This is a genomic window from Marivivens niveibacter (genome assembly GCF_002150005.2).
GTDB classification, from domain to species: Bacteria; Pseudomonadota; Alphaproteobacteria; order Rhodobacterales; family Rhodobacteraceae; genus Marivivens; species Marivivens niveibacter.
Genome location: NZ_MSPP01000005.1, coordinates 105161 through 127296, shown reverse-complemented (window position 1 = coordinate 127296; position 22136 = coordinate 105161). Strand labels below are relative to the sequence as shown.

Below are 22136 nucleotides of genomic sequence, written 5' to 3'. Positions count from 1 at the left end.
CTGGCCAACCCTGCCAATACCTGAATGCCGACCAGATTATGTGACAACCAAACAAAAACGTTCCGTTGATCGTGCTCCGCACCCTACCAGATACTTACTTTAACTCATTTTTCCGAAGGTCGGCCTTCATGTTCAAAATCTTTCTTACCATCTTTCTACTCGCATCCACTCAAGTCATTGCCCGGGATGTCACTGGAACTGCAAGAGTACGTGACGCTGATACGATCGTCGTCGCTGGCGTACCTGTTAGGCTAAATGGCATTGATGCTCCGGAATTGGGTACGCGATATGGTCGAGATGGAAAGTACTTCATGGAGCGTCTATTAAGAGGTCGCAATGTTACTTGCGAACTCAACGGTGAGCGAACGTACGACCGTTGGGTTGGTACATGTTTTATCGATCTCGACGGGCAATGGACTGACATAGGTGCTGTCGTCATTTCAAATGGCTATGCGCTAGATTGTAGGCGTTATTCCGGTGGCCGGTATAGATCTTTCGAACCTGCTGGGGCTCGGACACGGCTATCTCAAGCGGGCTATTGTTGAGAGCATGTGATGAAAAGTTAGAAGGTAATCAATGACCTGCCGCTGAAAAGTACGGGTAGAGGTCTTTTGTTGTGAAAAGCAGAAAAGGCATCATCGGTCCGGAAGGATACATCTCGCGTGCTTGCCTACTGATCCTGTTGGATGACTTGCATCAGACCGCCTCAAACCAAGGGTAGCGAGCTTCCGGCACCACAAGTTCTATGTCGTCCTCAACGTCCACATAGAGATCGACTGCCCATATGCGATTATGCCCCATAGCCGCACACCACGCCGCCACGATAGCATCCCCCTCATGGTCGGCTCCCGTGGCGGACACTGCGTTTTTATAGATCTCGTAGATCGCATGCTCGCCGGACACGCGGAGCAACAGCTTGGGGTGGCTTTCGTAGACGGGCAATCCGAGCCGCTTTGCCACAATCGCACCATTTGGGGTCATAGAGCTGTATAAGGAGTTCTGAGCAACAACCGAATTGCCGCCATATTTCCGTCGTAGTGCATCATCGCAGGCCCGCCCTCCCTTTGGTGACCAGGCCAATAGGGTATCAATGCCGAGTGCAACTGCTGTTCTTGCATGGTCCTCAAACCAAGACAGTGCCTCGGCAGCATCGCGAACGGTATCTTTGGCTACCACCTCAGGTTCGCCAGAGATTACCTGAATGGCTGCTACACCGTTTTTGCCTTTTCCGCCCGGATCGTAACCAAGAAACAACGTCATAACAAAGCCTTATAATTGAAGCAATTTGATCGTTTGCATAATCTTCTACCTTCCCTTGAGCGAAGTCGATGTGCGAGCGGCTGAACGTCAGGTTTTTGATGCGGTGCCGGAGCTCGATTCCTATCATTGACAGGCTGCTTAGGGCCGTCAGTCACGACGGCCCAACGGGTCAGATTTCTATGGTCTCGGCGAGTGTCAACGCATCTTCGAGCTCGACTCCAAGATATCTCACGGTGCTATCCATCTTGGTGTGGCCGAGCAGGAGCTGGACTGCACGCAGGTTGCCGGTCTTCTTGTAGATCTGCGTCACTTTTGTGCGCCGCATTGAGTGTGTGCCATAAGCGCTAGCTTCCAGTCCAATCGACGTCACCCAGTTGCGGACGATCCGCGCGTATTGGCGGGTCGAGATATGTAGCCGTTCGTGAAAGCGGCCAGGCCACAGGTGCTCGGAGCCAATCATCAGAGGCTCTCGCATCCATCGTTCGAGAGAGCTACGCGTGCCCTCCGACATCTCGAACCGCACCGGCTTCTTCGTCTTGCTTTGAAGCACGGAAGCCCGTTCCTTGATCTGGCCCGCTGTCATGATGTCGATGACCTTCATCTTGACCAGGTCGCAGCCGCGCAACTTACTATCTATCGCTAGATTGAACAGCGCCAGATCCCGATGGTTTTCCGCTAGTTCAAGCCTGACCCGGATCGCCCAAACGTGTTTCGGCTTAAGCGGTCTCTTCTGGCCGACGATGCGGCCCTTATTCCAAGCGGGACGACGTGCGCGAATGGCGGGTAAGTTTGGTATTTCCATGACGGATCCTCCGATCCGCCACGCCCTCCCCATCGACAACACGATGCTGACATCGCATCATACCATAAAATGCCGCGCGGCAGCTGATGGTGGGTTTGAGCCCAAAGTCGCGAATACTGCGCTGTGTTTTAATGTCGTCGATGCGCAGTAAAGCGGACCTTGCCATTGAGAAAAGCGTCTGTCGCTTGCCTTTTCGGGTCAGGGCTTGGAAATCGTGAGCGACAACGGCCCGATCCGCTCCCCGTCAACCAACAGAAATACTCGATAGAGTGGACCTATTTCAGTATGGCCTTTGCAATCGAGGCATCAGCGCGACTTGATTGGGCGATAGTGCTCTCGCGTTATTGGGCTGTGACCGAACATAACCCGCTGTTCTTCTTAAAAATGACACAAAGCCATTGAAGCTGAACCAAATATGCAGCCGATAGCATTGGGGACTTTTGTGCTTTCACTGGCAGTAATTGGATTTCAGGCAATGATCGCCGCATCTCTGGTCGTGGCACGGATTTTTGGGGCCGCGTACAACAAGCCCGATTGGCTTTTCTGGGCCGCATTCGGCTGGACCGCCTTCACCTTTGCCTACGTGTTCGCGTCCCCACTCATCCTCTTGCAACTCGTGGTGATTTGGGGCGTCACCGCATGGATCAGGCCGCAAGACGAAGATGAACCCGGTCCCCCCAGCAAGCTGGAAACGCTGACCGCAAACGACGAGAACTGGCACCGATATTTCCGGCACCATTGCGAATCTCCTGCGGAAGTCGCCTTTCTCGACGCTATGGTCGAAGCCTTCAATCTCACGCCTGAAAAGGGCCTCTTGCGCGGCGGCGGGCTGACCTTGCAGATGCAGGTACCGGCCATGAATTACCGCCCCGACTTCCTGATCGACGATGGCCTGATTGTCGAGGTTGATGGCGCACAATGGCACTCCTCGCCCGAAGCCATCGAGCGCGATGCCGAACGAGACAAAGCGCTTGCGGCGAAAGGATATGAAATCCTGCGCATTCCTGCAAAAGTAACACTCTACAAGCCCGATGATGCCATTAAGTTGGTTCGCCAAACGCGCTCAGGCTGGCTGGCCCGCAAGGCGAAGACGCGCGTCATCCGCGCGCAAAGGGCGGATGGAATGATTGCAAAACATAAGGCACAAACGAATAGGTCAAAATTCAGCATGTCCGGACTCGCGGCCTCCGTGGAAAATGGTCTCAACAGCTTCACCGCTGGCATGGACAACATCAATGCGGAGCTAAGGCAGTTCAATGAGCGCGCGGAAAAATGGATTGAAGAAGATCGCAAGCGCGTCGCTCAGGAAGCTGACGAAAGAATGAATCGCCTTCAAGAAGAATTGGATGCCGACCCCGAATTAGCAAAAATATACGAACAGATTTCGGCAGAGTTTGACGAAAAGCGCTAAAATACGCGAGAAACCCCACAATCGCTAGATACTTGACGTCTCGCTTTTGTGGATTTTCTAGCTCGGGTTGCACATTCGGCGTTGCTGACATCGCCCCCCAAAAAGGCAGAACAAAGCGGGTTGGATGCGGCCACTAGAATTCTCATTTTGAGAGTCCGCTTCGTCCGCACAGCTGACCTTTAGCAAGCAAAAATGCTGTAGAATGTGTCGAAGGTCTGCTTCGGGGAAGCCGCATCGCAGCGCTTGGACATCTGGCCAACGGCGGCTTTGGGCCGTTCGTGTCGGTCGGATTGAGGCCGTTGGGCAGGATTGTGGTGACGCAGCGAAGGTCTGGGTTGAGCCCAGACCTACCAAGATGCCGCACCATGGCGAAGGTCTGCTTTATTGATTGGCCATTTGTCTAAAAGAACCGCCTGACCGTTGCCCTGTAGTCTTCAAACACGGACCCATATTGCGCTTGGAGCCATGGTTCTTCCGCGAACGGCGCAGCGATTAGAACGGCTATTCCGGCAAAACCAATAAGCGCTGCTCCAGTCGACGCACAAAGCACGATCCAGCCGGCAATCAAGGCAATATCGGCGACATATTGTGGATTGCGGGAGAAGCGATACATGCCGCCCGTTCGAAGCGACCCTTTCGTGCCGCCTGTCTGGGCAATCCCGAACTGCGCAACCTCTGACCACACGATGACGTTGCCAACCAGAATCAGAGGAATGCCAGCACCGAACCGTAACCAAGTCGGGATTGGCAGGCTCCCCCAATTCATGATCCCAAGGACGATCAGAATACCGAACAGCGTTAACGTCGGCATCCAGACGAGAACGGGGGTCGCCTTGGTATAGCGCTGCTGCGGCCAAAGACGGCGCTCAGGGTAAGCAATGGACCAAAGTATCGCGGCTAGGGTTCCTGCCGCCATCACGAGGCCGACGACGATCAAGACTGCTTGCATCAAACTTCCACATGCTCATGGTCGGTGATGCCCCGTCGCTCTTCCAAAGCTTGGCGCACAATTTGAAAGGCCGATGACAGAAACAATACAGCCATGATGGTTGCCACGATCAGGTCAGGCCAACCTGTTGACGTGCCCCACACACCAAGGGCCGCAAACATCACGGCCAAGTTCCCAATCGCGTCATTGCGCGAACACAACCAGACCGATCGGACATTGGAATCACCGTCCTTGTAACGGACCAGCAGCAATACGCTTGCCAGATTGGTGAGCAGTGCAAGAAAACCGACGATACCCATGATCTCTGCGGTTGGGACGCCAACATAGAAGACCCGATAGGCCGTTGATCCGAACACCCAAAGACCCATCATGAGAAGGCTGACGCCTTTGAACAATGCCGCATTCGTCCGTGCGCGAAGCGAGGCCCCGATGACCGCAAGCGAAATACCATAGGTCAGCGCATCGCCTGCAAAGTCGAGAGCGTCAGCTTGCAGCGCTTGAGACTTGGCAAGATGACCTGCTGTCATCTCGACAAAAAACATCGTCGCATTGAGCGCTATAACGATCCAAAGCCGTCTTTTATAATCGTCTGAAACGCCGTCAAACTTGGCGTCATGTCCGCAGCAACCAGCCATGGGAATCCTCTTTCATTTTTGGTTACTCATACTGTAATGTCTCTAGTGACTAGAGATTCAAGGGGGTTCTTCATGTATTCTATCGGCGAGCTTTCAAAGCGCACAAAGGTCAAGGTTCCGACTATCCGGTATTACGAGGAAATGGGGTTATTGCCCGAAGCAGAGCGCACGTCCGGCAATCAAAGGCGATACGACAAGGCCGGGTTAGAGCGACTTAGCTTTATTCGCCATGCGCGTGATCTTGGGTTTTCAATTGAAGCCATTTCTTCGCTCATCGACTTGCAGGATCATCCAGACCGGTCGTGCGAGGCTGCGACGGACATCGCAACCTCTCAACTTGAAGAGGTTCGCGCGAAGATCAAACGCCTCCGAGCGCTTGAAAAAGAACTCAGCCGGATATCGAAGGGCTGCAACGGTGAGGGCGTTTCCGGGGACTGCTACGTGTTAGCGTCGCTAGCTGACCACAATTTGTGCGACCGCGAACATTAGCAACCGTGAATGCGGACATTGGACTGTCGAGAACGAACGGCAGGAAAGTCCCGCACTGCTGACCTTGGCGTACCACACCTTGCTGAACGATGCCACTAATGGCCGCTTTGGAGAAGCCGCGCTGTAGCGGAGCGAGCTTGGCGAATGTCAGGTAGGGGCCGGTCGCGCTCTCGACAGGTTATCGTTTTTCAGCGGTCAAACTCTTCGGAAGCCCCTCACTCCACTTCCGCAGCTCATCCAAGAAACCCAAGGCTGTTCGCCCGAAATCAGTGATTTCGTAGACGATGGTGATCGGGGCGGTGTCACACACCTCACGCCTGACCAACCCTTGGTCTTCGAGTTGCCGCAAGCGTTCCGTGATCATCTTCTTCGATGCGCCGCCGATCATTCGGGCGAGGTCGTTGAAGCGCACCGGCCCATCCTTGACGTGCCAGAGGATGGAGCCGGTCCATTTGCCTCCGACGATCCGCATCCCGCGCTCGATTGCGCAGGGTTCGGTGCAAGCATTGGCCGCGCTCCGTCGGCCAGCACCGTCTATTTCGATCTTTGCATCCATCGTTTTACGCTCCGCTGATCCGCGCCGTATTAGGTTACAAAAAGTATACTGGTTGTTTTTACTTCCCACCATGGTCATTTCATCCCAGACCCCGCCGAAGTCAAGCGGGCGCAGCAACGATGAAAGAGACGACATGAGCAAGATCCACATACTAAACGGCGCGCAGCCTTATGAATTTGCCCCCGGTAAACTCAACAAAACGCTCGCGGAGCGCGCCAAAGCTACACTCGAAACCCAGGGGCACGAGGTCCGCCTGACCACTGTCGCAGCCGGTTATGATGTGCAGGCCGAGGTGGACAGCCACCTGTGGGCGGACGTGGTCGTCTTACAGTTCCCGGTGAACTGGATGGGCGTGCCGTGGTCCTTCAAGAAATACATGGATGAGGTCTATACGGTCGGTATGGGCGGTCAGCTCAGCAATGGCGACGGACGCAGCGCCGCCGCACCGAAAGCGAATTACGGCATGGGCGGCAAGCTGGCCGGCACGCGTTACATGATCTCAGCCACGTTGAACGCCCCGTCTGAGGCTTTCGACGACCCGGCAGAGCCGTTCTTCGGGGGCATGTCTCTGGATGACCTCCTGCGGCCGGTCCATCTGAACGCCAGGTTCTTTGGCATGACGCCGCTGCCGACCTTTGGGGCCTTCGACGTGATGAAAAACCCCTACGTGGCCTCCGACCTCGCCCGGTTCGACGCCCATCTTGCCACGACCTTTGGGGGTGCTCGCCAATGACGCGGCCTGATATCGTTCTCTATACCGCCAACACCATGAACGGCTGGAAGCCTCTGATCTTCCTGCACGAAGCGCAGATCGACTACGAACTGGTGCCGATCGACTTCGGCAAGAAGGAGCAGAAAGCGCCCGATTACATGCGCCTGAACCCGAACGGGCGCATCCCAACCATCGTGGATCGCGGAGCTGATGACTTCGCAGTATTCGAGAGCGGCGCGATCCTGTGGTATCTCGCCGAGAAATACGATCGGTTTCTCAGTCACGACCCCAAAGAGCGATCGGAGACGCTGCAATGGCTGATGTTCCAGATGGGTGGCATCGGCCCGATGATGGGCCAGGCGATGTTTTTCCAACGGATCGCCAAGCCGAATGGCGACGAGGTGCCCTATGCCATCGACCGCTACGTGACCGAGAGCCGCCGCCTGCTGGAAGTGCTGGATACGCGGCTTGCCGGGCGCGACTGGCTGGTGGGTGATGCAATGTCCATCGCGGATATCGCGACCTATCCCTGGGCGCGCAGCTACTTCTGGGCCACGGTAAGCGTCGACGGATTGCCGAACCTGCAAGCATGGTTCGACCGCATTGACGCCATGCCACGGGTCCAAGAGGCGCTGCAACTGCCGGAGCCGCGACCGTCTGCTTTCGGTCAGGGCGACACGGATGCCGCGGCTGCAGAGAACGCAGCCAGGTTCCGCTAAACACCTGACGCGCTGTTACTGGGGGTGGTCCGGACAGCGCGTCACTTTTCCGGGAAACTTTAGGCTCGGGGCTATGCCTGCTTTCAGGGGCTGCGATGCGACAGCTGAACTGTGTTTGAAGGTCGGGAATGGGCCGTCAGTGCCAACTTCCGCTACAGCTGGGATTAACGTCCGGTCCTGGCAACAACGGGGGGCGGTGTCTCGGAAAAACAGATATGAAGTATCGACGGTCACGAGGTAGGTATTTGCTTTTGTTTGGGCAAAGTCGACCGGTTCAATATATTCTCCGATCACGCTGAAAGCGCGGTCAAACCCACCTCATGAACATACCTATGGTGGTGCAACTCCTGATTGAGGCCTCAATTGTTTCGCAAATTCAACAAAATCCCAAGCCATTGATCCTGCGATATTAAAGTACAAGTTTGTTCATGGAGAATTCATTTGATCCACCCAGCTGTTGTTTTGGTGCCGACCCCATCGGAGACCTGCACCAAGCACATGTCTCGCTTTGGCGGTCATCCCGATCTTCCTTCTAATATACCCTGGCCAATGGATGCTGCTGGGCGTCCGATGCATCACGTGCTGCAAATCGATTGCGCCGAGGTCCCGCAGATCGATCCTGATTTTCCGGCGGAAGGGATGCTCTGGTTGTTCATCACCGGAAACTATGACCAGCGCGGCGCGCCCTCGCTTGGCGAGGACGACGGCGCGTCCAAGATCATCTACGCGCGAAAGCCTGGGTCGAAACCGGTTGAGCACCCAGCAGAAACGCCGCCCTTGGGCGAATATTCCTATGCCCAGCAATCAGTCAAACTAAAGATCAAACCCAAACCGGAACCGAAGGGCATTTTGGCCCGCTTGCTGAGCAAACAACCCAAAGCTTACTCAGCTACGGCGCAAGCAGGGTATTTCGCGCCGGTTCGATTGACATTTACCTGTATTGACTCGCACCCGGATGCCGACCCAAAGCCGTTGTATGACGCCTTGAATGTTGTGCCATCTGAAACCACTGCAGAGGATGGTATCCGTCCGCTGCAAATGCTTGGTTATGCGCCCAGCAAGCGAGACCTAGAACGGCTGAAACTTCACCGTTTTCGCAAAAATTCGCCTGCACTTGCCCGAAAGGCCTATGATTTTGCACAGGCGCGCGGCGGGGAAAACGACGTGTTGCTGTTTCAACTGGCGCATGGGGCAGGATGCAACCTTGATTTGATTTCGGACAGCCACGTGACGCAATTCGTCGTGTCGCGCCAGGATTTACGCGCCCGCGACTTTGACAAACACCAAGCGCGCTTTGACAAGGTGAACCACGCCGGACGCTGGTTTGCCAAACCGCCTAAGCCTGAGCTGGCCGATCTTATGGCGAACGTGACGCAACGCGCCGGACTGATCCTGAAACCTCTTGTGCCGGGTGAGCCAACGACGGCAAATCAATTCTGCGGTTGGCCACAGCTGCCGACATCGCTGGAATGGCCTTGCAACAGCGAAGGGCAGCCTTTGCATTTCCTGATGCAGTTGGACTGTGCCACTCTGCCCGCTTTGGTCGATGGTCTGGCCCTTCCCGAACTTCCCAAAGAAGGCACGTTTTTCCTGTTCGTAGATGCTCTTACCGATGGCCTCTACGAAGGGGCCGTGCGCTTGATCTACACGCCCGACACCGTATCGCATCTTCCTTTCGTCGAGCCGCCAGCAACACTTGCGCCATTGCGCGACGAGGGATTTCACCGTACTTCGCTGGGCATTTTCCGTCGGGACTATGGCCGTAAACCACCCGAAACGGATGTACCGATTCAAGCCCCCAACTGGGAACCGCGCTTGCCTTTTGAAATGGTTCAATATGTCGGCGTCGAAAGCGCTGAATACAGTAAAGAATTGGAGGAGTTGGAAAGAGCGGCCCTAGAGCGGGCTTTACCAGAGGATCCTTTGGCCGAAAACATGGTCAGCGCGATCATTGACTTCCTGCCTAACTGGACCGCGGCACTTAGCAAGACAATTTCCGACCACAGGTATAAATTGGAAAACGGCGTGCAATTGGTGCCACCAAGCTTTCCGTGGAGATGGAGCGACATTCAAGAATGCATGGTAAGCTACTTTGAGCAATATCGCTTTTTGATATGCCCCGAGGACATCGACGAAAGAGATGAACAGGCAGCTCGGGCCCGCGAGGCGTTGTGGGGCAGTGAACTAGACAGCGATGTGCGCGCTTGGGCAGCGCGGGTCATGCAGGAAAACCCGTTGGGCCGTATCCCCCAAGACGTCGCCGAAGAATACCGCGCTTGGCTGGTTAGGCTAGATGCAGCAGGTGCCACATTGCCGATTGAAACAGACCAAGAAACGCGCGCAGAGAGAGACTGGCGTTTCGTTCTGCATGATGCGTTTTTCACAACGCTTGAACCGCTTGCCACGCCCCCGCTGCGTGCCACGCGCCATTTCACGCTGCATGACGATAACGCAGACGACATCCCTGCCGACATCCGGTCGCTCGCGGCAAACCAGTTGCGGTATGACCGCAGCAGCACCGAGTTCCGGTCTGAACGGCGCAAACCGACCCCGCACGTCCTGTTCGGGCCAAAAGACCCCGGGGACGTTGAGTCCGAAGATATCCTGCTATTGAGCATCGCCACCGACTATGGGCTAACGACGCTTTGGGGCCAAGGCAGCGCGTTGCAGATATGGATTTCGCCTGAGGACCTTGCGGGGTGCCGGTTCGACAGGGTCAGGGCCCAAATTGGATGGTGACGCTATGACAAAGAAACTTGGACGACTGGTGATAGCCGACTATTCCCTACATCTATTGGAGCAAGCATTGATCCGGAGTTTCGAGGCGCGGCGAGGAAGGCTTTTCGACACGCTGCTGGCGCTGAACGCATTGGCAGTCCGCGATCTCGGGATCTCCGGTTTGGGTATGTCATCCCATGGCGCGATCTTTGGCGCATCACGTAAGCACAAATACACGCTAGCAGATGCCGAACAGTTGGTGTTTGAAGCTGTGCAGCGGCAGTTGGAACCGGAACTCGTTCACGCGTTTCGCTACCCTCAATCCTTGCAGAGGGCCAAGCGTCTTGGCGGTGCGCCCGGCATTACCAAGCGCCTCGAAAAGCTGGTGCCGCATATGTTGGCTGAGTTCACCGCCCGTGAGGCGAACGGCGACCTCGCGCCGAAAACTGGGCTCTTGCGGTGGTTAGTGGGAAAGAATGAGTTTGGTGGGATCGAACCATTGCTAGAGTTCACACACCAGAGCCTGTTTTGGACATCCGATCACCTGAACGCAGGCCGCCATGAGGCGGTCGCAAAGCGGTTGGAGGACCTGTGTCACTTGCTGCCAATTTAAACAGTCCGTGGCGGTGTTCCGAGTCCGCCAATTTGTTATCAGGAACACTACGGTGGGGCCCATATTGGATTTGAAGAATAGGCGCCAGTTCATCAGCTAGGCGAGGCACATGATCGTTCGTTCTGTAAATTTGAGTAGAACCAAACATGTGCTCGCAGCGCCGACAGCGGACGCGGGTTTTCTTAGGACGAGAACATCTGCCTCCGCGTTGCAGAAACTCACGTAATAGACCGTGCCGCACAAAATTTTAATGTCTGCGGTGGGAAAGCTGCACCGCAGCGTTGGCCAACGCTAAAACGAGCAGCAATGGGCCGCGTTGATCATAGATGGCTGCTGTGAAGCTTAATGCCCGCTCTTCGATAAAAGTGCTTTACTTGATCTGATATCTATAGCTGTCTCAACAGACACCAATATGTTGGGAGGTGAGATTATGGAACTTCACGTCTGGCTCGCGTTCGCGTCCTCTTCAATCGCTTTGCTGTTGATACCCGGGCCGACCGTACTTTTGATTTTAAGTTATGCCATTAGTCAAGGCCGCCGGGTTGCACTGGCGACCGTTGCAGGGGTCGCGGTAGGAGATCTGCTTGCCATGTCCGCATCTTTGGCAGGACTAGGCGCATTGGTTCTCGCGTCGTCAAAGCTGTTCATTCTTTTGAAATGGGTAGGGGCGATCTATCTTGTTTACCTCGGGTTCAAGCTGTTTCGAAGCGCGCCGAGTGCTTCTTTAGGAATGCTGGACGATGCGCCCGTGACATCCCCCCGCAAGGTCTTTGTTCATTCTGCAGCGGTCACAGCTCTTAATCCAAAGTCCATTTTATTCTTCATTGCTTTCGTCCCGCAGTTCATCAATCCGAACACAGCTTTGGCACCTCAGTTCGGGTTGCTAGTTGTGACCTTTGTTGGCTTCGCAGCGATCAATGCTTTGGTCTATGCGCTGCTTGCAGACAAGTTGCGCCAGAAAATCGTTCATCCATCCGTGCTGCCCTTTTTGTCTAGGATAGGAGGCGGCGCGCTGATGTTAATGGGGGTCGCAACCGCTACGATCCGCCGTTCGTGATTAAAACACTTCGGGCGGCTTTAAACAGCGAGACGTGCTGTCATTTGCCGAAGCTTTTGGAATTTTGACACAGAACTGGAGCCGTCGGTCAGGTCATGAAATGACGGATTGGATTTTACCTCAATAGTGCTCACTCGGGGAAATGTTTCAGCTGAGGCCATGTCCGACACTTTTATTGGCCAGCGTACCAGACAGGAAAAGGCCAAGATGGCAGGTTTGCGCCGTCACTGTCGATTGAAATTAACCGATACGTTCCGAAGGGTCGCGCCCCACGAACCGCGGGTTACATGCTCAATCAAATCGCATTTTGCACATTCGGGATATCGACAGTGCCGAAAACACGCCCCGTCGGTGATCCTGTGGGCGAGCCGCCAATAGGTTCTTCGGACACGCCCAAGGTCAGCGTGCCGCGCACGGCGGCAATTTCTGCCGGCAGAGCAAGACGGACCGTTTCGCCTTCGGGCCATAGTCCGACCGACTGTGCAGGTTCATTTGGTCCATGCGCCCAGACTTGCAGGATCCGTCCTTCAGGCGCGGCGCCGATGGTGCGGGTCAGGATGACCTCTTCTCGGGTTTTATCGACAACGGCCACCACACGGAAATCGCCGATCTCAGAGGCAATTTCAGCGGTATAGAGTGGGCCTGTGCTTTGCGGTTGCTGCATCGGGAACACCATAAGCGCAAACAGTAGCGCGGCAGCTAAGGCCCCGCCTGTTAGGGCCTGCCAAATCCCGATGCGTTGCCAAAGCGGCGGTTTCACGGCGTCCGGGAACAAGTCGGTCATCAGTGCGCGTTTGACCGAAGCGGGGGCATTCACGGGCGGTAAATCCGCCATGTTCGCTAGGTGTGCCTCCCACCCATGCATACGTTTAGTAAATTCTGGGTCGGTTACTGTACGCCTCTGCGCCTCTGTCAGGGCGTCACCTTCGAGCAATCCGAGGGCCAGTTCAGCTGCCAGCATATCGTCTTCATGTACCTTGCTCATTGTTCCATACACTCCCTGAGTGCGCTTAATCCGCGCCGTAGCCACGTGCGCATGGTGTTCAGCGGTACTTTCGCGGCGTCGGCCAGTTCGGCATAGCTGCGCCCGTCAAGATAGGCACCGGTGATCGCCGCACGGCGATTGCTCGGTAGCGTGTCGAGGCATTGCACAATGCGCTTTGCATCTGATGCGACGAGCGTGGACTGTTCCGGCGTTGGGGCAGAAGACCCCAATGTTTCCGAGTAGGCCCCGACATCCGCATGGCTGCGCCGCGCCCTAAGGCGGTCAATCGCTGTATTGCGCGCGATGGTAATGAGCCACGTCATCGGCGAATGGCCCGTCACTTGGTAACGGTCCGCGTTCTTCCAGATTTTGACATATGTGTCGTGCATGGCGTCCTCTGCCGCTTGGCGTTCGCCCAAGACACGCAGCGAGACAGCGAAAAGTTTCGCTTGAGTGAGATCATATAGTTCAGACAGCGCCGACCGATCATCCAATGTGACCCGCGCAATCAGAGCCTCGATCCGTTCCAAGGGCTCCTTGGTCTGCGATTTTGTGGGGTCTTCGGCCATATGTCCTCAAAAAATTTTTGCAGCGCTGAAACTTTTGACGCGATGGTCCCGTGGTTAGGGACGATTGATCCGCAAAAGACGGCTCAACGCGAGCTAATAGATAGGAAAGAACGTATAATGAAAACCTTTAAACTTGCCCTGACAACATCTGTCGCCCTAACCGCCGCCATGCCAGCCCTTGCTATGCAGCACGCAGGCACCTCGGGCTATGCGCTTGCCGAAGACGGCAAGACGCTGGTGACCATGGCCGATATCGCCAACCCAGGCGAAGTAATGACCTATGATCTGGACATGCCTTTGCGCGCTATCGCCTATCGTCCGGTGACAGGTCAGCTGCTGGGTTATGCGGATGGCATGATCTACGAAGTAAACCCGTTGACGGGCGATCTGACCGATCTAGGCGCGATGTTCATGGATGACGCGATGATTGGCGAAGGTGCAGTCGCTTTCGACTTTAACAACCAGATCGACGCCGTGCGGGCCGTGGGTGCGGATGGTGCGAACCTTGTCTATTTCCCAGATGGCTTTGGTGATGGTGATGAGCGGGCAAACTCTGTACGCCGTTTCACTGATACCTTCTATGCCGAAGGTGACATGAGCGAAGGCGCCGATCCGCTGATCTTTGCAAACGCCTACACCAATGCAATCGACGGCATGACGGCGTCTTCGACCGCACAATATGCGATTGATGCGCGTGCAAATGCGCTGGTCACGCTGGCCAACAACGCGGGTGAGCTGGCCTCGGTTGGTTATCTGACCATCGATGGCGAAGCGGTGGATGTGGTTGACTGGGGTGGGTTTGACATTGTTTCCCCAGAAGAGGGCATGGACCACGCATTTGCCATCCTTCAGATGGACGGCGATAGCACTGCAGGTCTGTACTCTGTCGATCTTTCGACAGGTGAACTCATGATGCTTAGCGATCTTGGTATGGGCGGTTTCACAGGGTTTGCAGCGTCGAAAGGCATGTAAAATCTGGCAGTCCACACTGTGAGTTATAAACATATGAATGCGCCCCGATCCAATGGTCGGGGCGTATTTTGTGTCTTTAGGAGACTATCCATCTTTCTTGCGAAGCTCGGCGCACTTAGTGGTCACGATCTAGGTATTTGATCAAAAAATAATCTTGATGGCCTGAAACTTTCCCAATGTCTGTTCCGTGGCTCCTTTAAATCCCGCGATTTGCGCGGAGGAAGCATGAAATCAAGGAGGTGAAACATGCAACGCAGAGCCTTTCTTTTGGCCACAGGTGCCGCTTTGGTGGCCCGCCCATCGTATGCAGAAGAGTGCGGTTTTGAAATCTGTCGAACCGAGGCTGAATGGCGTGAGCTATTGAGTGAGAATGAATATATGGTTCTTCGCGAAGAAGAAACCGAGCGCCCGAATACCAGTCCGTTGAATGAAGAGAAGCGGATGGGGACCTATCACTGTCGCGGCTGTGAACTGCCCGTTTATAGCGCTGATGCGAAATACGACAGCGGTACAGGATGGCCGAGTTTCTACGAAAGCTTGCCCAGCGCGATTGGCACCAAAGAGGATCGAAAATTCGTTTTTCAAGTCCGGACAGAAGTGCACTGCCGTCGTTGCGGTGGTCACTTTGGCCATATTTTCGATGACGGGCCGCAACCAACCGGAGAACGGCATTGCCTGAACGGACTCAGCTTGATTTTCGTACCCGCCGCATGACGCGGTCGTATGAATTTGTCGTTGGGCGGGTCTTACTCTCGCTTTTGTTCGTCGCAGGCGCTGTACAAAAGGCGCTGGATCCTCTGCCTGCACAATCGTTGTTGGCAGGGGCAGGGCTGCCCGAATGGTTGATCTGGCCCGCCCTAATATTTAACGCTCTGGCCGCTGTTCTTTTGATTGCAGGTAAGTTCCTCAAACCAATCGGTCGGGCGCTTGCATTGTATTGTGTCGCAACCAGCGTTTTTCATTTCGTGCCGTCCGACCCATGGCAAATGTCGATCATGATCAAGAACTGGGCGATAGCGGGGGGATGCCTGATCCTCGCCGCATCATCCGATCGTTAGCGATAAAATACTGCAGTTCCAGTTGCCCAGACCCTCCCGAATGTCGACTCTGGGCCGATTTCATTGTCGGGCACACTCCATCACGATTAAGTCGTGATCTGACAGAGGAACGCCTTGGTTTACAGAAGGTATGATGCGTGGCGATGCAATGCTTAGGCCACGGCATGCAAACCAATCGAGTTTCATCGTGCGGTCTGGGTGGCGGGTGATAAGACTGGGGCGGGTGGTCATGCCGTCGGCGGTGCCATCCCAGTGATAGCCATTGGTTTGCGCGTTCTGAAAAAGCGTCTCGGTTTTCCAGTCGAAATCAGGTGGCATGTGGTTACCTGTGTTTAGGTCTCCACCAATTACGACAGGCAGATCGGGGGCAAAGTCGTCGACCGCGTCCATCAGAATGTCAAACTGTGCGGCGCGGTGCGTTTCGTTAGAATTGCTTTCTAGATGGGTGGAGACAACGCAAATGGGCCCCTGTTCTGTATCCACCTCGGCCAGCAGAGCCATTCGCCCGCCTATGCGCGGTTGTTCTAAATCAGCGCCAAATTCAGTTGAAAACCAATGGCCATGATCGCACAGACGGATCATAGCGACACGGTTAAACGGAACGGACGAAAGGATTGCGTTACCGTGCCAGCCTCGCGCGTTTTCCGTATCTTTGCAGAATTCGCGTTCTGTGGGGCTACCTAGGCCAAGTTCAAAGAACTCTACACCATAAATATAGGCCATGCCCAACTGCGCGGCGACCTCGGCTGTGGTGTGGCTTTGACCGGTGCGGGCCATGCCGTGGTCGACTTCTGACAGTAGGACAATGTCGGCTCCTTGGCTGCGCAGTTTGTCGGCTGTTTCCGTGGGGAACAAACACCGTTCGACGTTCCACGCCGAGATCGTCACGGGGCTTGACAGCACCGCAGAATTCGCCGAGCCGCCAGTTTGCACAAAATGCATCGCGTCAGTTTTTTCAAACAGCTCGCGGTGGGCATCCGATGTGCGCGGCGCCGACAGGATTTGCGCCCGTAGGTCCGCCGACACAAGGGGCAGGTCAGTGACAGTTTCGGTGATCATAGGCGTCGGCCCGTTTGCGCGTCAAAAAATGACAAAGCATCAGATTTTATTGCCACGTGCATGGTTCCTGTTTCTGCGGTGACGTCTTTGGCGACGCTGACCATGATCGTTTGGCCTGCCCATGTTGCGTGCAGGATGCGATGCGCGCCCAGTTCTTCGATCAAGGTGACGTTGATTTCAAAATCACCGTTTGGGTCGGGCAGGATGTCTTCGGGGCGGATGCCTAATGTCACGGGGCCGTGACCTGCGAATTGCGCAATTGTTTGACCGCCGATCATAGCCGCGTTTTCCGCCACCAACGCATCTAGCAAATTCATTGGCGGCGCGCCCATAAACGACGCAACAAAGGTAGAGGCGGGGGAATGATACACCTGCGCTGGGGTACCGATCTGTTCGATTTCGCCGCCGTTCATGACAATAATACGGTCGGCCATTGTCATGGCTTCAACCTGATCGTGGGTCACATAAACGGATGTCACGCCCAGCCGACGTTGCAAAGCCTTGATTTCGATCCGCATTTGATTGCGCAGTTTTGCATCTAGGTTCGATAGCGGTTCGTCGAATAAAAACAGCGATGGGTCACGGACGATCGCACGGCCCATTGCGACGCGTTGACGTTGGCCGCCAGATAATTGTGACGGTTTGCGATCCAGATAATCGTTCAAGTTCAGCAGGTTGGCCGCATCGGTGACTTTTTGATCGATCACGTCTTTTGCGATCTTTCGGTTTTTCAATCCGTAGCCGATGTTTTTGCGCACGGTCATATGCGGATACAGCGCGTAGTTCTGGAAAACCATCGCGATATCGCGGTCGGCGGGGTCGACGTCATTGACGATGCGGTCGCCGATTTGCAGGTCGCCTTGGGTTATGTCCTCTAGCCCGGCAATCATGCGCAGCATGGTGGATTTGCCGCAGCCAGACGGGCCGACCAGCACGACAAATTCGCCCTTTTCAATGGTAAAACTGGCGGGTTTTACGGCTTCGAACCCGTTTGGGTAAACCTTGCGAAGAGTGTTCAGAGTAACCTGAGCCATGGTGATTTCCTTACTTATCGGATTCCGTCAGGCCCTTTACGAACCAGCTCTGGAAAAAAATGACGATGAGGACGGGCGGAAGGATCGCGATGATCTGAAGGATGTTAGACTTGCCGTATTCGGGCAGGTTTGTACCTTCGAGTGTTTGCGTGATCTGTTTGATCCCGCGCACGAGGGTGAACATGCCTTCGTCCGTGGTGATCATGGTCGGCCATAGGTATTGGTTCCACCCATAGACGAACATGATGATGAACATCGCGGCGATCATGGTGCGCGATAGGGGCACCAAAATGTCGACAAAGAATTTGATCGGGCCAGCGCCATCGATGCGGGCGGCTTCGATCAACTCTTCTGGAACAGAACGGAAAAATTGGCGGAAAAAGAACGTGGCGGTGGCCGACGCGATCAGCGGAATTATCAGCCCCTGGTACGTGTTCAGCATCCCCAGTTTCTGGACGATTTCATAGGATGGCAAAATGCGCACCTCTAGCGGCAATAACAGCGTCGTAAAGATGATCCAGAACGCCAATGTCGCGAATTTCAGGCGGAAATAAACGATCGCATAGGCGGCCATCATCCCGATGACTATTTTGCCAATCGCGAACCCCAGCCCAAGGATCAACGAATTATACAGCATCCGCAGGCCCGTGTTTTCGCCGCTAAAGCCCGACGCTTCGAACATCGCTTTTTCAAAGTTTGCGGGGATCTGATCGCCGAACACCAGACCGGGGCCGTTGCGCATGGTTTCGATGTCAGGCGTCGACGCCATTTGCAGCAGCATCGCCACTGGAAGGATCATAATCAATGATCCGATAATCAGGACCGAATGGTCCACAATGGTTTCTAGTTTGATACGTTTCATCGTGGTCCTCAGGTGTAATGGATGCGGCGTTCCACCATGCGGAACTGGAAAACGGTCAGTGCAAGGACCAGCACCATCAGCACAACAGACTGCGCCGACGACCCGCCCAGATCATTGCCGCGAAAACCGTCTACGTAGACGCGGTACACCAGCGTCATGGGGTTATTGCTGGGTTCGCCTTTGACCACTGTGTCGATGATGCCAAAGGTATCGAACAGCGCGTAGGTGATGTTGATGATCAGCAGGAAAAACGCGGTCGGAGCGAGCAGGGGAAAGGTCACGTCCCAAAACCGACCTGAGGCAGAGCGGTTGTCGATCAACGCGGCCTCTCGCACCGATTTGGGGATGGATTGCAGGCCTGACAGAAAGAAAATGAAATTCACGGGCAACTGTTTCCAGACCGAAATCACAACCATCGCAAAGGCGGTATCGAAATAGTCCACTCCCAGTCGGAAATCCCATCCGAACAGGCCAAAGAATTCTTTGAGCGGGCCCCAAGATTGGTCAAACAGGACAAGCCCGATGACACCCGCAACAGGCGGCGCCACGGCATAGACCCACATCAAAAATGTGCGGTAGGTTTTTGCGCCCTTGATCACTTTGTCCGCTTTGACCGCCAATAGCAGGGCAAGCGACAGCGAAAGGGCCGTGACCATCAGGGTAAAGATGACAGTGAATTGCGCAGATCGCAGATAGGCAGATGATTTCAACAGCGATGTGTAATTCTTTAGCCCGACGAATGTTTCGCCAAATCCGAATGGGTCCTGAAGGAAAAAGGACGATCGCACCGCATGGGCGGCTGGCCAGTAGAAAAAGATAAGAATGATGGACAGCTGCGGTAGCAGTAAAAGGATCGGCAGCCACCGTATCGAAAATCCTGCGCGTTTCATGAAACCCCCTGAAATATGGACTGGCGGCCGCAAATCTGCAGCCGCCAGAATTGTCTGCGCTAATTGATTAGCCTTGGGTCATCGCAAAGCGGGACAGGAGTTCGTTCGCTTCGGTTTCGATGGTGGCGAATGCGTCGTCTACGGATGTTTCGCCGGTCAGGATGCGGCCGAATTCGCGGTTCATCACGTCACGGATTTGGACGTAGAAACCCATGCGGTAGCCTTTGGTGTTTTCGCCCGATGCCAGTGACAGCTGTTGGATGCCAACCTCTGCTGCTGGGAAGCGATCATAGTGACCGTCTTCTTTGGCCAGTTCATACGCGGCAGTGGTGATCGGCACATAGCCGGTTTCGCTGTGCCACATGTACTGCACCTCGGGCGAGGTGAGGTATTCAAAGAATGCCGCGGTTGCTGCGTTTTCCTCATCCGACTGACCAGCCATCGCAAACAGCGATGCGCCACCGATAAAGGTTTGGGTTGGTTCGGTGGTGATGGATTCCCAATACGGCAGATACGTCGCCGAAAATTCGAATGGCAGGTCTTTTTGCATTAGGCCGCCGAACGATCCCGATGATCCAAGCCAGATAGCAACATTGCCTTCTTCGAACGGAGTCTGATTATCGTCCCACGACGCGCCGTACCAACCAAAGTAACCTTCATCCAGCCACTCTTTGACGTTGGTCCAGTGCATTTTCAGCTCGTCCGAATTGACAAGGATCTGCGTTTCAGCGCTCGTGTAACCATTGTCGTTCGTTGCAAACGGCAGGTTGTGACGCGACATAAAGTTTTCGACGAAGATCCAAGGCGAATGAGATTCTGCCAGCGGGATGTAGCCAGCCGCAACCAGTGCAGGCGCGGTTACGGTTTCGAACTCTTCCCATGTTTTCGGGGCTTCAACACCAGCAGCGGCCAGCGCATCAACGTTGAAATACATGATAGGCGAGGACGAGTTGAACGGCATACCGATCATCTTGCCGTCTGCGTCTGCATAGAAATAACGCACGCCCGAGATGTAGTCGTTAATATCGAAATCAACACCGTTTGCTTCTAGCAGGTCCTGAACCGGAACAGTTGCGCCTTTTGCGCCGATCACGGTCGCAGCGCCTGCGTCAAACACTTGCATAATGTTCGGCTGTTCGTCCGCACGAAACGCAGCGATACCAGCGGTCAGGGTCTCTTCGTAAGAACCTTTGAATACTGGGGTGATGGTGTAATCTTCTTGGCTTGCGTTGAAATCAGCAGCGATCTGGTTGACCGTGTCACCCAGTTTACCGCCCATCGCGTGCCACCAAGTAATTTCAGTTTCAGCGAAAGCAGTGTTGGCAACCAGCGCAAGGGCGGCAGCCGAAACAAAAGACAAATGTTTCATTCTCATTCTCCAATCAAAGCCGTTTGGCCTTGGGTTAGACAACGCCCCTAAATTGGACGCGGTGGCATGATCTGACCGATGTTCGGCCAGCGTTTCGCCAGATGGCTGCGGCGCTTTTGATTCCACTTGCACACCATCTGCACACGTGTTCACATAGCGACGTTGTGTAACGTCAAAATGACATGGGGCGCATTTTTTTATGACTGGTCAAAAACGGAGGGTCACCGCCGCCGATGTTGCAAAACTGGCAAATGTGTCCCGATCAGCAGTGTCGCGGGCGTTCACCGAAGGCGCATATTTGGATGCGGAAAAGAAACGGCGCATCCTGTCGGCGGCAGACCAACTAGGGTATCGTCCCAACGCGCTGGCCGCCAGTTTGCAGGGGGCAGGGTCCAACCTTGTCGCTATCTTTGTCGGTGAAATGCCCAACCATTACGACAAAGAGGTCGCCGCCGCGCTGGTCAATGGCCTGAACGCTGCGGGCAAATGGCCAATTGTAATCGGCGGGGCAGGGGACACGGCAAAATTTGCCATTCAGAACGTTCTGCGCTATCCGCTCGAGGCCATGATTTTACGATCAGGCAGCTTAGACGCCGATGTCGTGTCGTCCTGTTTAAAACTCGGCATTCCCGTCATTTCATCGGGGCGCATCGTCGAAGGCCCGAACGTCGATAACATTTGCGTCCGCAATCATGATGCGATGGAGCAGATGACGCAGCACCTGATCGATCAGGGGCGCAGGAAATTCGCCTATCTGTCTGGCCCAGACGCGTTTTGGTCAACAGGCCAACGGTACGGCGGGTTTCAATCCGCGCTTTCGGCGCAAGGGATCGACCCTGCCCAGCGGCTATACGGGGATTATTCGGTTATGGGCGGGTATGATGCGATGCAGGCGGTCCCGAATTTCGCGGACGTCGATGCGCTGATCTGCGCGAATGATGCCATGGCGATTGGGGCGCTGATGTACCTACAGGAAATCGGCGTTGCGGTGCCTGACGATATCGCCGTGACTGGATTTGACGATATTTCGATGGCCTCTTGGCCCAACCTTGACCTGACGACGATGCGCAATCCGATCGAACCTTTGGTCGCGGGGACGATCGGCCTGCTATTGGCGCGGCAGGCCAATCCAGACCGCCCCAGCGAAACCATTTGGCTGGATGCTGAAATGGTTTTTCGATCCACGCATTAGGGCGGGTCGTCCGTTAGCGCGCCCCCTCCACCGACCATTGTCTTAGTGACACGGCCAAACCCCATCGCTGATAAAGGTGGCGCAAGTGATCAAAGCTTTGGGAGTAGAATATCATGGCTTGGGCAAAACCCGTTCTGAAAGAAATCGAATGCGGTATGGAAATCAACATGTACGGCCCTGACGCGGGCGAAGACGATTTTCCACTGTTCTAAGAACGCAAAGCGC

At 54.9% G+C, this 22136-nt stretch carries 26 protein-coding genes; 14 read left to right on the top strand and 12 right to left on the bottom strand.

Going from position 1 to position 22136, the window contains the following annotated elements; genetic code table 11:
* Positions 1–128: 128 nt before the first annotated feature.
* Positions 129–545 carry a thermonuclease family protein gene (locus BVC71_RS13320; protein ID WP_086452177.1) on the top strand — a complete coding sequence of 139 codons (417 nt, stop codon included), beginning with the start codon at positions 129–131 and terminating at the stop codon, positions 543–545.
* Positions 546–696: 151 nt separating this feature from the next.
* Here the strand turns inward: BVC71_RS13320 and BVC71_RS13315 are convergent, their stop codons facing one another.
* Positions 697–1260: a DUF429 domain-containing protein gene (locus tag BVC71_RS13315; RefSeq protein WP_086452176.1), complete on the bottom strand. Its 564-nt coding sequence runs from the start codon at positions 1258–1260 to the stop codon at positions 697–699.
* Positions 1261–1429: 169 nt separating this feature from the next.
* Positions 1430–2062, bottom strand: coding sequence for a tyrosine-type recombinase/integrase (locus BVC71_RS13310; protein WP_086452175.1), 633 nt, complete (start codon positions 2060–2062; stop codon positions 1430–1432).
* On the opposite strand from BVC71_RS13310, the gene BVC71_RS15475 reads away from it, so the two are divergent.
* Positions 2061–2213: a hypothetical protein gene (locus tag BVC71_RS15475; RefSeq protein WP_165767774.1), complete on the top strand. Its 153-nt coding sequence runs from the start codon at positions 2061–2063 to the stop codon at positions 2211–2213. The genes BVC71_RS13310 and BVC71_RS15475 overlap by 2 nt on opposite strands.
* Positions 2214–2537: 324 nt before the next feature.
* Positions 2538–3473: an endonuclease domain-containing protein gene (locus tag BVC71_RS13305; protein WP_205905980.1), complete on the top strand. Its 936-nt coding sequence runs from the start codon at positions 2538–2540 to the stop codon at positions 3471–3473.
* Positions 3474–3873: 400 nt separating this feature from the next.
* On the opposite strand, the gene BVC71_RS13300 is transcribed toward BVC71_RS13305, so the two are convergent.
* Both BVC71_RS13300 and BVC71_RS13295 read right to left on the bottom strand, forming a co-directional pair.
* Entirely contained in the window at positions 3874–4422 is a 549-nt protein-coding gene (locus BVC71_RS13300; protein WP_086452174.1) for a methyltransferase family protein, read from the bottom strand.
* Positions 4422–5057: a cation efflux transmembrane domain-containing protein gene (locus BVC71_RS13295; RefSeq protein WP_086452173.1), complete on the bottom strand. Its 636-nt coding sequence runs from the start codon at positions 5055–5057 to the stop codon at positions 4422–4424. Before BVC71_RS13295 ends, BVC71_RS13300 begins: the two co-directional genes overlap by 1 nt.
* Before the next feature lie 72 nt (positions 5058–5129).
* Here BVC71_RS13295 and BVC71_RS13290 point away from each other — a divergent pair, with 72 nt between their 5' ends.
* Positions 5130–5546 (top strand): MerR family transcriptional regulator, encoded by a 417-nt coding sequence (locus BVC71_RS13290; RefSeq protein WP_086452280.1) that lies wholly within the window; start codon positions 5130–5132, stop codon positions 5544–5546.
* Between the two features lie 178 nt (positions 5547–5724).
* On the opposite strand, the gene BVC71_RS13285 is transcribed toward BVC71_RS13290, so the two are convergent.
* On the bottom strand, positions 5725–6237 hold the full coding sequence (locus tag BVC71_RS13285) for a winged helix-turn-helix transcriptional regulator (RefSeq protein WP_240516861.1): 513 nt from the start codon (positions 6235–6237) through the stop codon (positions 5725–5727).
* On the opposite strand from BVC71_RS13285, the gene BVC71_RS13280 reads away from it, so the two are divergent.
* The 5 genes from BVC71_RS13280 (at position 6236) to BVC71_RS13260 (ending at position 11921) form a co-directional block, all read left to right on the top strand.
* Positions 6236–6835 (top strand): NAD(P)H-dependent oxidoreductase, encoded by a 600-nt coding sequence (locus tag BVC71_RS13280; RefSeq protein ID WP_086452278.1) that lies wholly within the window; start codon positions 6236–6238, stop codon positions 6833–6835. The genes BVC71_RS13285 and BVC71_RS13280 overlap by 2 nt on opposite strands.
* Complete coding sequence (locus BVC71_RS13275; RefSeq protein WP_086452172.1) at positions 6832–7533, top strand: glutathione S-transferase family protein; 702 nt, start codon at positions 6832–6834, stop codon at positions 7531–7533. Before BVC71_RS13280 ends, BVC71_RS13275 begins: the two co-directional genes overlap by 4 nt.
* Before the next feature lie 498 nt (positions 7534–8031).
* Positions 8032–10272, top strand: coding sequence for a DUF1963 domain-containing protein (locus BVC71_RS13270; protein WP_086452171.1), 2241 nt, complete (start codon positions 8032–8034; stop codon positions 10270–10272).
* 4 nt (positions 10273–10276) lie between these two features.
* Positions 10277–10864 (top strand): hypothetical protein, encoded by a 588-nt coding sequence (locus BVC71_RS13265; RefSeq protein WP_086452170.1) that lies wholly within the window; start codon positions 10277–10279, stop codon positions 10862–10864.
* 430 nt (positions 10865–11294) lie between these two features.
* Positions 11295–11921, top strand: coding sequence for a LysE family translocator (locus BVC71_RS13260; protein ID WP_086452277.1), 627 nt, complete (start codon positions 11295–11297; stop codon positions 11919–11921).
* A gap of 295 nt (positions 11922–12216) precedes the next feature.
* Here BVC71_RS13260 and BVC71_RS13255 read toward each other — a convergent pair whose 3' ends face one another.
* A complete protein-coding gene (locus tag BVC71_RS13255; RefSeq protein WP_086452169.1) occupies positions 12217–12906 on the bottom strand; it encodes an anti-sigma factor in 690 nt (229 codons plus the stop codon).
* Complete coding sequence (locus BVC71_RS13250) at positions 12903–13475, bottom strand: sigma-70 family RNA polymerase sigma factor (RefSeq protein ID WP_086452168.1); 573 nt, start codon at positions 13473–13475, stop codon at positions 12903–12905. The genes BVC71_RS13255 and BVC71_RS13250 overlap by 4 nt, the downstream gene beginning before the upstream one ends.
* 117 nt (positions 13476–13592) lie before the next feature.
* On the opposite strand from BVC71_RS13250, the gene BVC71_RS13245 reads away from it, so the two are divergent.
* The 3 genes from BVC71_RS13245 to BVC71_RS13235 all read left to right on the top strand — a co-directional run bounded on the left by BVC71_RS13245 (position 13593) and on the right by BVC71_RS13235 (position 15505).
* Entirely contained in the window at positions 13593–14447 is an 855-nt protein-coding gene (locus tag BVC71_RS13245; RefSeq protein ID WP_086452276.1) for a DUF4394 domain-containing protein, read from the top strand.
* 246 nt (positions 14448–14693) lie between these two features.
* Positions 14694–15161 (top strand): peptide-methionine (R)-S-oxide reductase MsrB, encoded by a 468-nt coding sequence (msrB, locus tag BVC71_RS13240; RefSeq protein ID WP_086452167.1) that lies wholly within the window; start codon positions 14694–14696, stop codon positions 15159–15161.
* Positions 15158–15505, top strand: coding sequence for a DoxX family protein (locus tag BVC71_RS13235; RefSeq protein WP_086452166.1), 348 nt, complete (start codon positions 15158–15160; stop codon positions 15503–15505). Before msrB ends, BVC71_RS13235 begins: the two co-directional genes overlap by 4 nt.
* Positions 15506–15565: 60 nt before the next feature.
* Here BVC71_RS13235 and BVC71_RS13230 read toward each other — a convergent pair whose 3' ends face one another.
* From BVC71_RS13230 to BVC71_RS13210, 5 genes are all read right to left on the bottom strand, one after another.
* Complete coding sequence (locus BVC71_RS13230; RefSeq protein WP_086452165.1) at positions 15566–16564, bottom strand: endonuclease/exonuclease/phosphatase family protein; 999 nt, start codon at positions 16562–16564, stop codon at positions 15566–15568.
* Positions 16561–17598 carry an ABC transporter ATP-binding protein gene (locus BVC71_RS13225; protein WP_086452164.1) on the bottom strand — a complete coding sequence of 346 codons (1038 nt, stop codon included), beginning with the start codon at positions 17596–17598 and terminating at the stop codon, positions 16561–16563. The genes BVC71_RS13230 and BVC71_RS13225 overlap by 4 nt, the downstream gene beginning before the upstream one ends.
* Positions 17599–17608: 10 nt before the next feature.
* Positions 17609–18460, bottom strand: coding sequence for an ABC transporter permease subunit (locus tag BVC71_RS13220; protein WP_086452163.1), 852 nt, complete (start codon positions 18458–18460; stop codon positions 17609–17611).
* Positions 18461–18468: 8 nt separating this feature from the next.
* Positions 18469–19350 carry an ABC transporter permease subunit gene (locus BVC71_RS13215; protein ID WP_086452162.1) on the bottom strand — a complete coding sequence of 294 codons (882 nt, stop codon included), beginning with the start codon at positions 19348–19350 and terminating at the stop codon, positions 18469–18471.
* A 67-nt stretch (positions 19351–19417) separates the two neighbouring features.
* On the bottom strand, positions 19418–20719 hold the full coding sequence (locus BVC71_RS13210; RefSeq protein ID WP_086452161.1) for an extracellular solute-binding protein: 1302 nt from the start codon (positions 20717–20719) through the stop codon (positions 19418–19420).
* 199 nt (positions 20720–20918) lie between these two features.
* Between BVC71_RS13210 and BVC71_RS13205 the strand changes: the two genes are divergently transcribed.
* Positions 20919–21911 carry a LacI family DNA-binding transcriptional regulator gene (locus BVC71_RS13205; protein ID WP_086452160.1) on the top strand — a complete coding sequence of 331 codons (993 nt, stop codon included), beginning with the start codon at positions 20919–20921 and terminating at the stop codon, positions 21909–21911.
* Between the two features lie 113 nt (positions 21912–22024).
* Positions 22025–22123, top strand: coding sequence for a pyrroloquinoline quinone precursor peptide PqqA (gene pqqA / locus BVC71_RS13200; RefSeq protein ID WP_086452159.1), 99 nt, complete (start codon positions 22025–22027; stop codon positions 22121–22123).
* Positions 22124–22136: the final 13 nt, after the last annotated feature.

Excerpts from the sequence above, each read along its gene's own strand:
- BVC71_RS13255 (WP_086452169.1), bottom strand. The coding sequence starts at position 12,906 with ATGAGCAAGGTACATGAAGACGATATGCTGGCAGCTGAACTGGCCCTC.
- BVC71_RS13215 (WP_086452162.1), bottom strand. The coding sequence starts at position 19,350 with ATGAAACGCGCAGGATTTTCGATACGGTGGCTGCCGATCCTTTTACTG.
- BVC71_RS13205 (WP_086452160.1), top strand. The coding sequence starts at position 20,919 with ATGACTGGTCAAAAACGGAGGGTCACCGCCGCCGATGTTGCAAAACTG.
- BVC71_RS13285 (WP_240516861.1), bottom strand. The coding sequence starts at position 6,237 with ATGTCGTCTCTTTCATCGTTGCTGCGCCCGCTTGACTTCGGCGGGGTC.
- BVC71_RS13315 (WP_086452176.1), bottom strand. The coding sequence starts at position 1,260 with ATGACGTTGTTTCTTGGTTACGATCCGGGCGGAAAAGGCAAAAACGGT.
- BVC71_RS13275 (WP_086452172.1), top strand. The coding sequence starts at position 6,832 with ATGACGCGGCCTGATATCGTTCTCTATACCGCCAACACCATGAACGGC.
- BVC71_RS13245 (WP_086452276.1), top strand. The coding sequence starts at position 13,593 with ATGAAAACCTTTAAACTTGCCCTGACAACATCTGTCGCCCTAACCGCC.
- BVC71_RS13305 (WP_205905980.1), top strand. The coding sequence starts at position 2,538 with ATGATCGCCGCATCTCTGGTCGTGGCACGGATTTTTGGGGCCGCGTAC.
- BVC71_RS13270 (WP_086452171.1), top strand. The coding sequence starts at position 8,032 with ATGTCTCGCTTTGGCGGTCATCCCGATCTTCCTTCTAATATACCCTGG.
- msrB (WP_086452167.1), top strand. The coding sequence starts at position 14,694 with ATGCAACGCAGAGCCTTTCTTTTGGCCACAGGTGCCGCTTTGGTGGCC.
- BVC71_RS13300 (WP_086452174.1), bottom strand. The coding sequence starts at position 4,422 with ATGCAAGCAGTCTTGATCGTCGTCGGCCTCGTGATGGCGGCAGGAACC.
- BVC71_RS13210 (WP_086452161.1), bottom strand. The coding sequence starts at position 20,719 with ATGAAACATTTGTCTTTTGTTTCGGCTGCCGCCCTTGCGCTGGTTGCC.
- BVC71_RS13280 (WP_086452278.1), top strand. The coding sequence starts at position 6,236 with ATGAGCAAGATCCACATACTAAACGGCGCGCAGCCTTATGAATTTGCC.
- BVC71_RS13295 (WP_086452173.1), bottom strand. The coding sequence starts at position 5,057 with ATGGCTGGTTGCTGCGGACATGACGCCAAGTTTGACGGCGTTTCAGAC.
- BVC71_RS13290 (WP_086452280.1), top strand. The coding sequence starts at position 5,130 with ATGTATTCTATCGGCGAGCTTTCAAAGCGCACAAAGGTCAAGGTTCCG.
- BVC71_RS13235 (WP_086452166.1), top strand. The coding sequence starts at position 15,158 with ATGACGCGGTCGTATGAATTTGTCGTTGGGCGGGTCTTACTCTCGCTT.
- BVC71_RS13225 (WP_086452164.1), bottom strand. The coding sequence starts at position 17,598 with ATGGCTCAGGTTACTCTGAACACTCTTCGCAAGGTTTACCCAAACGGG.
- BVC71_RS13265 (WP_086452170.1), top strand. The coding sequence starts at position 10,277 with ATGACAAAGAAACTTGGACGACTGGTGATAGCCGACTATTCCCTACAT.
- BVC71_RS15475 (WP_165767774.1), top strand. The coding sequence starts at position 2,061 with ATGACGGATCCTCCGATCCGCCACGCCCTCCCCATCGACAACACGATG.
- BVC71_RS13230 (WP_086452165.1), bottom strand. The coding sequence starts at position 16,564 with ATGATCACCGAAACTGTCACTGACCTGCCCCTTGTGTCGGCGGACCTA.
- BVC71_RS13310 (WP_086452175.1), bottom strand. The coding sequence starts at position 2,062 with ATGGAAATACCAAACTTACCCGCCATTCGCGCACGTCGTCCCGCTTGG.
- BVC71_RS13320 (WP_086452177.1), top strand. The coding sequence starts at position 129 with ATGTTCAAAATCTTTCTTACCATCTTTCTACTCGCATCCACTCAAGTC.
- BVC71_RS13220 (WP_086452163.1), bottom strand. The coding sequence starts at position 18,460 with ATGAAACGTATCAAACTAGAAACCATTGTGGACCATTCGGTCCTGATT.
- BVC71_RS13260 (WP_086452277.1), top strand. The coding sequence starts at position 11,295 with ATGGAACTTCACGTCTGGCTCGCGTTCGCGTCCTCTTCAATCGCTTTG.
- pqqA (WP_086452159.1), top strand. The coding sequence starts at position 22,025 with ATGGCTTGGGCAAAACCCGTTCTGAAAGAAATCGAATGCGGTATGGAA.
- BVC71_RS13250 (WP_086452168.1), bottom strand. The coding sequence starts at position 13,475 with ATGGCCGAAGACCCCACAAAATCGCAGACCAAGGAGCCCTTGGAACGG.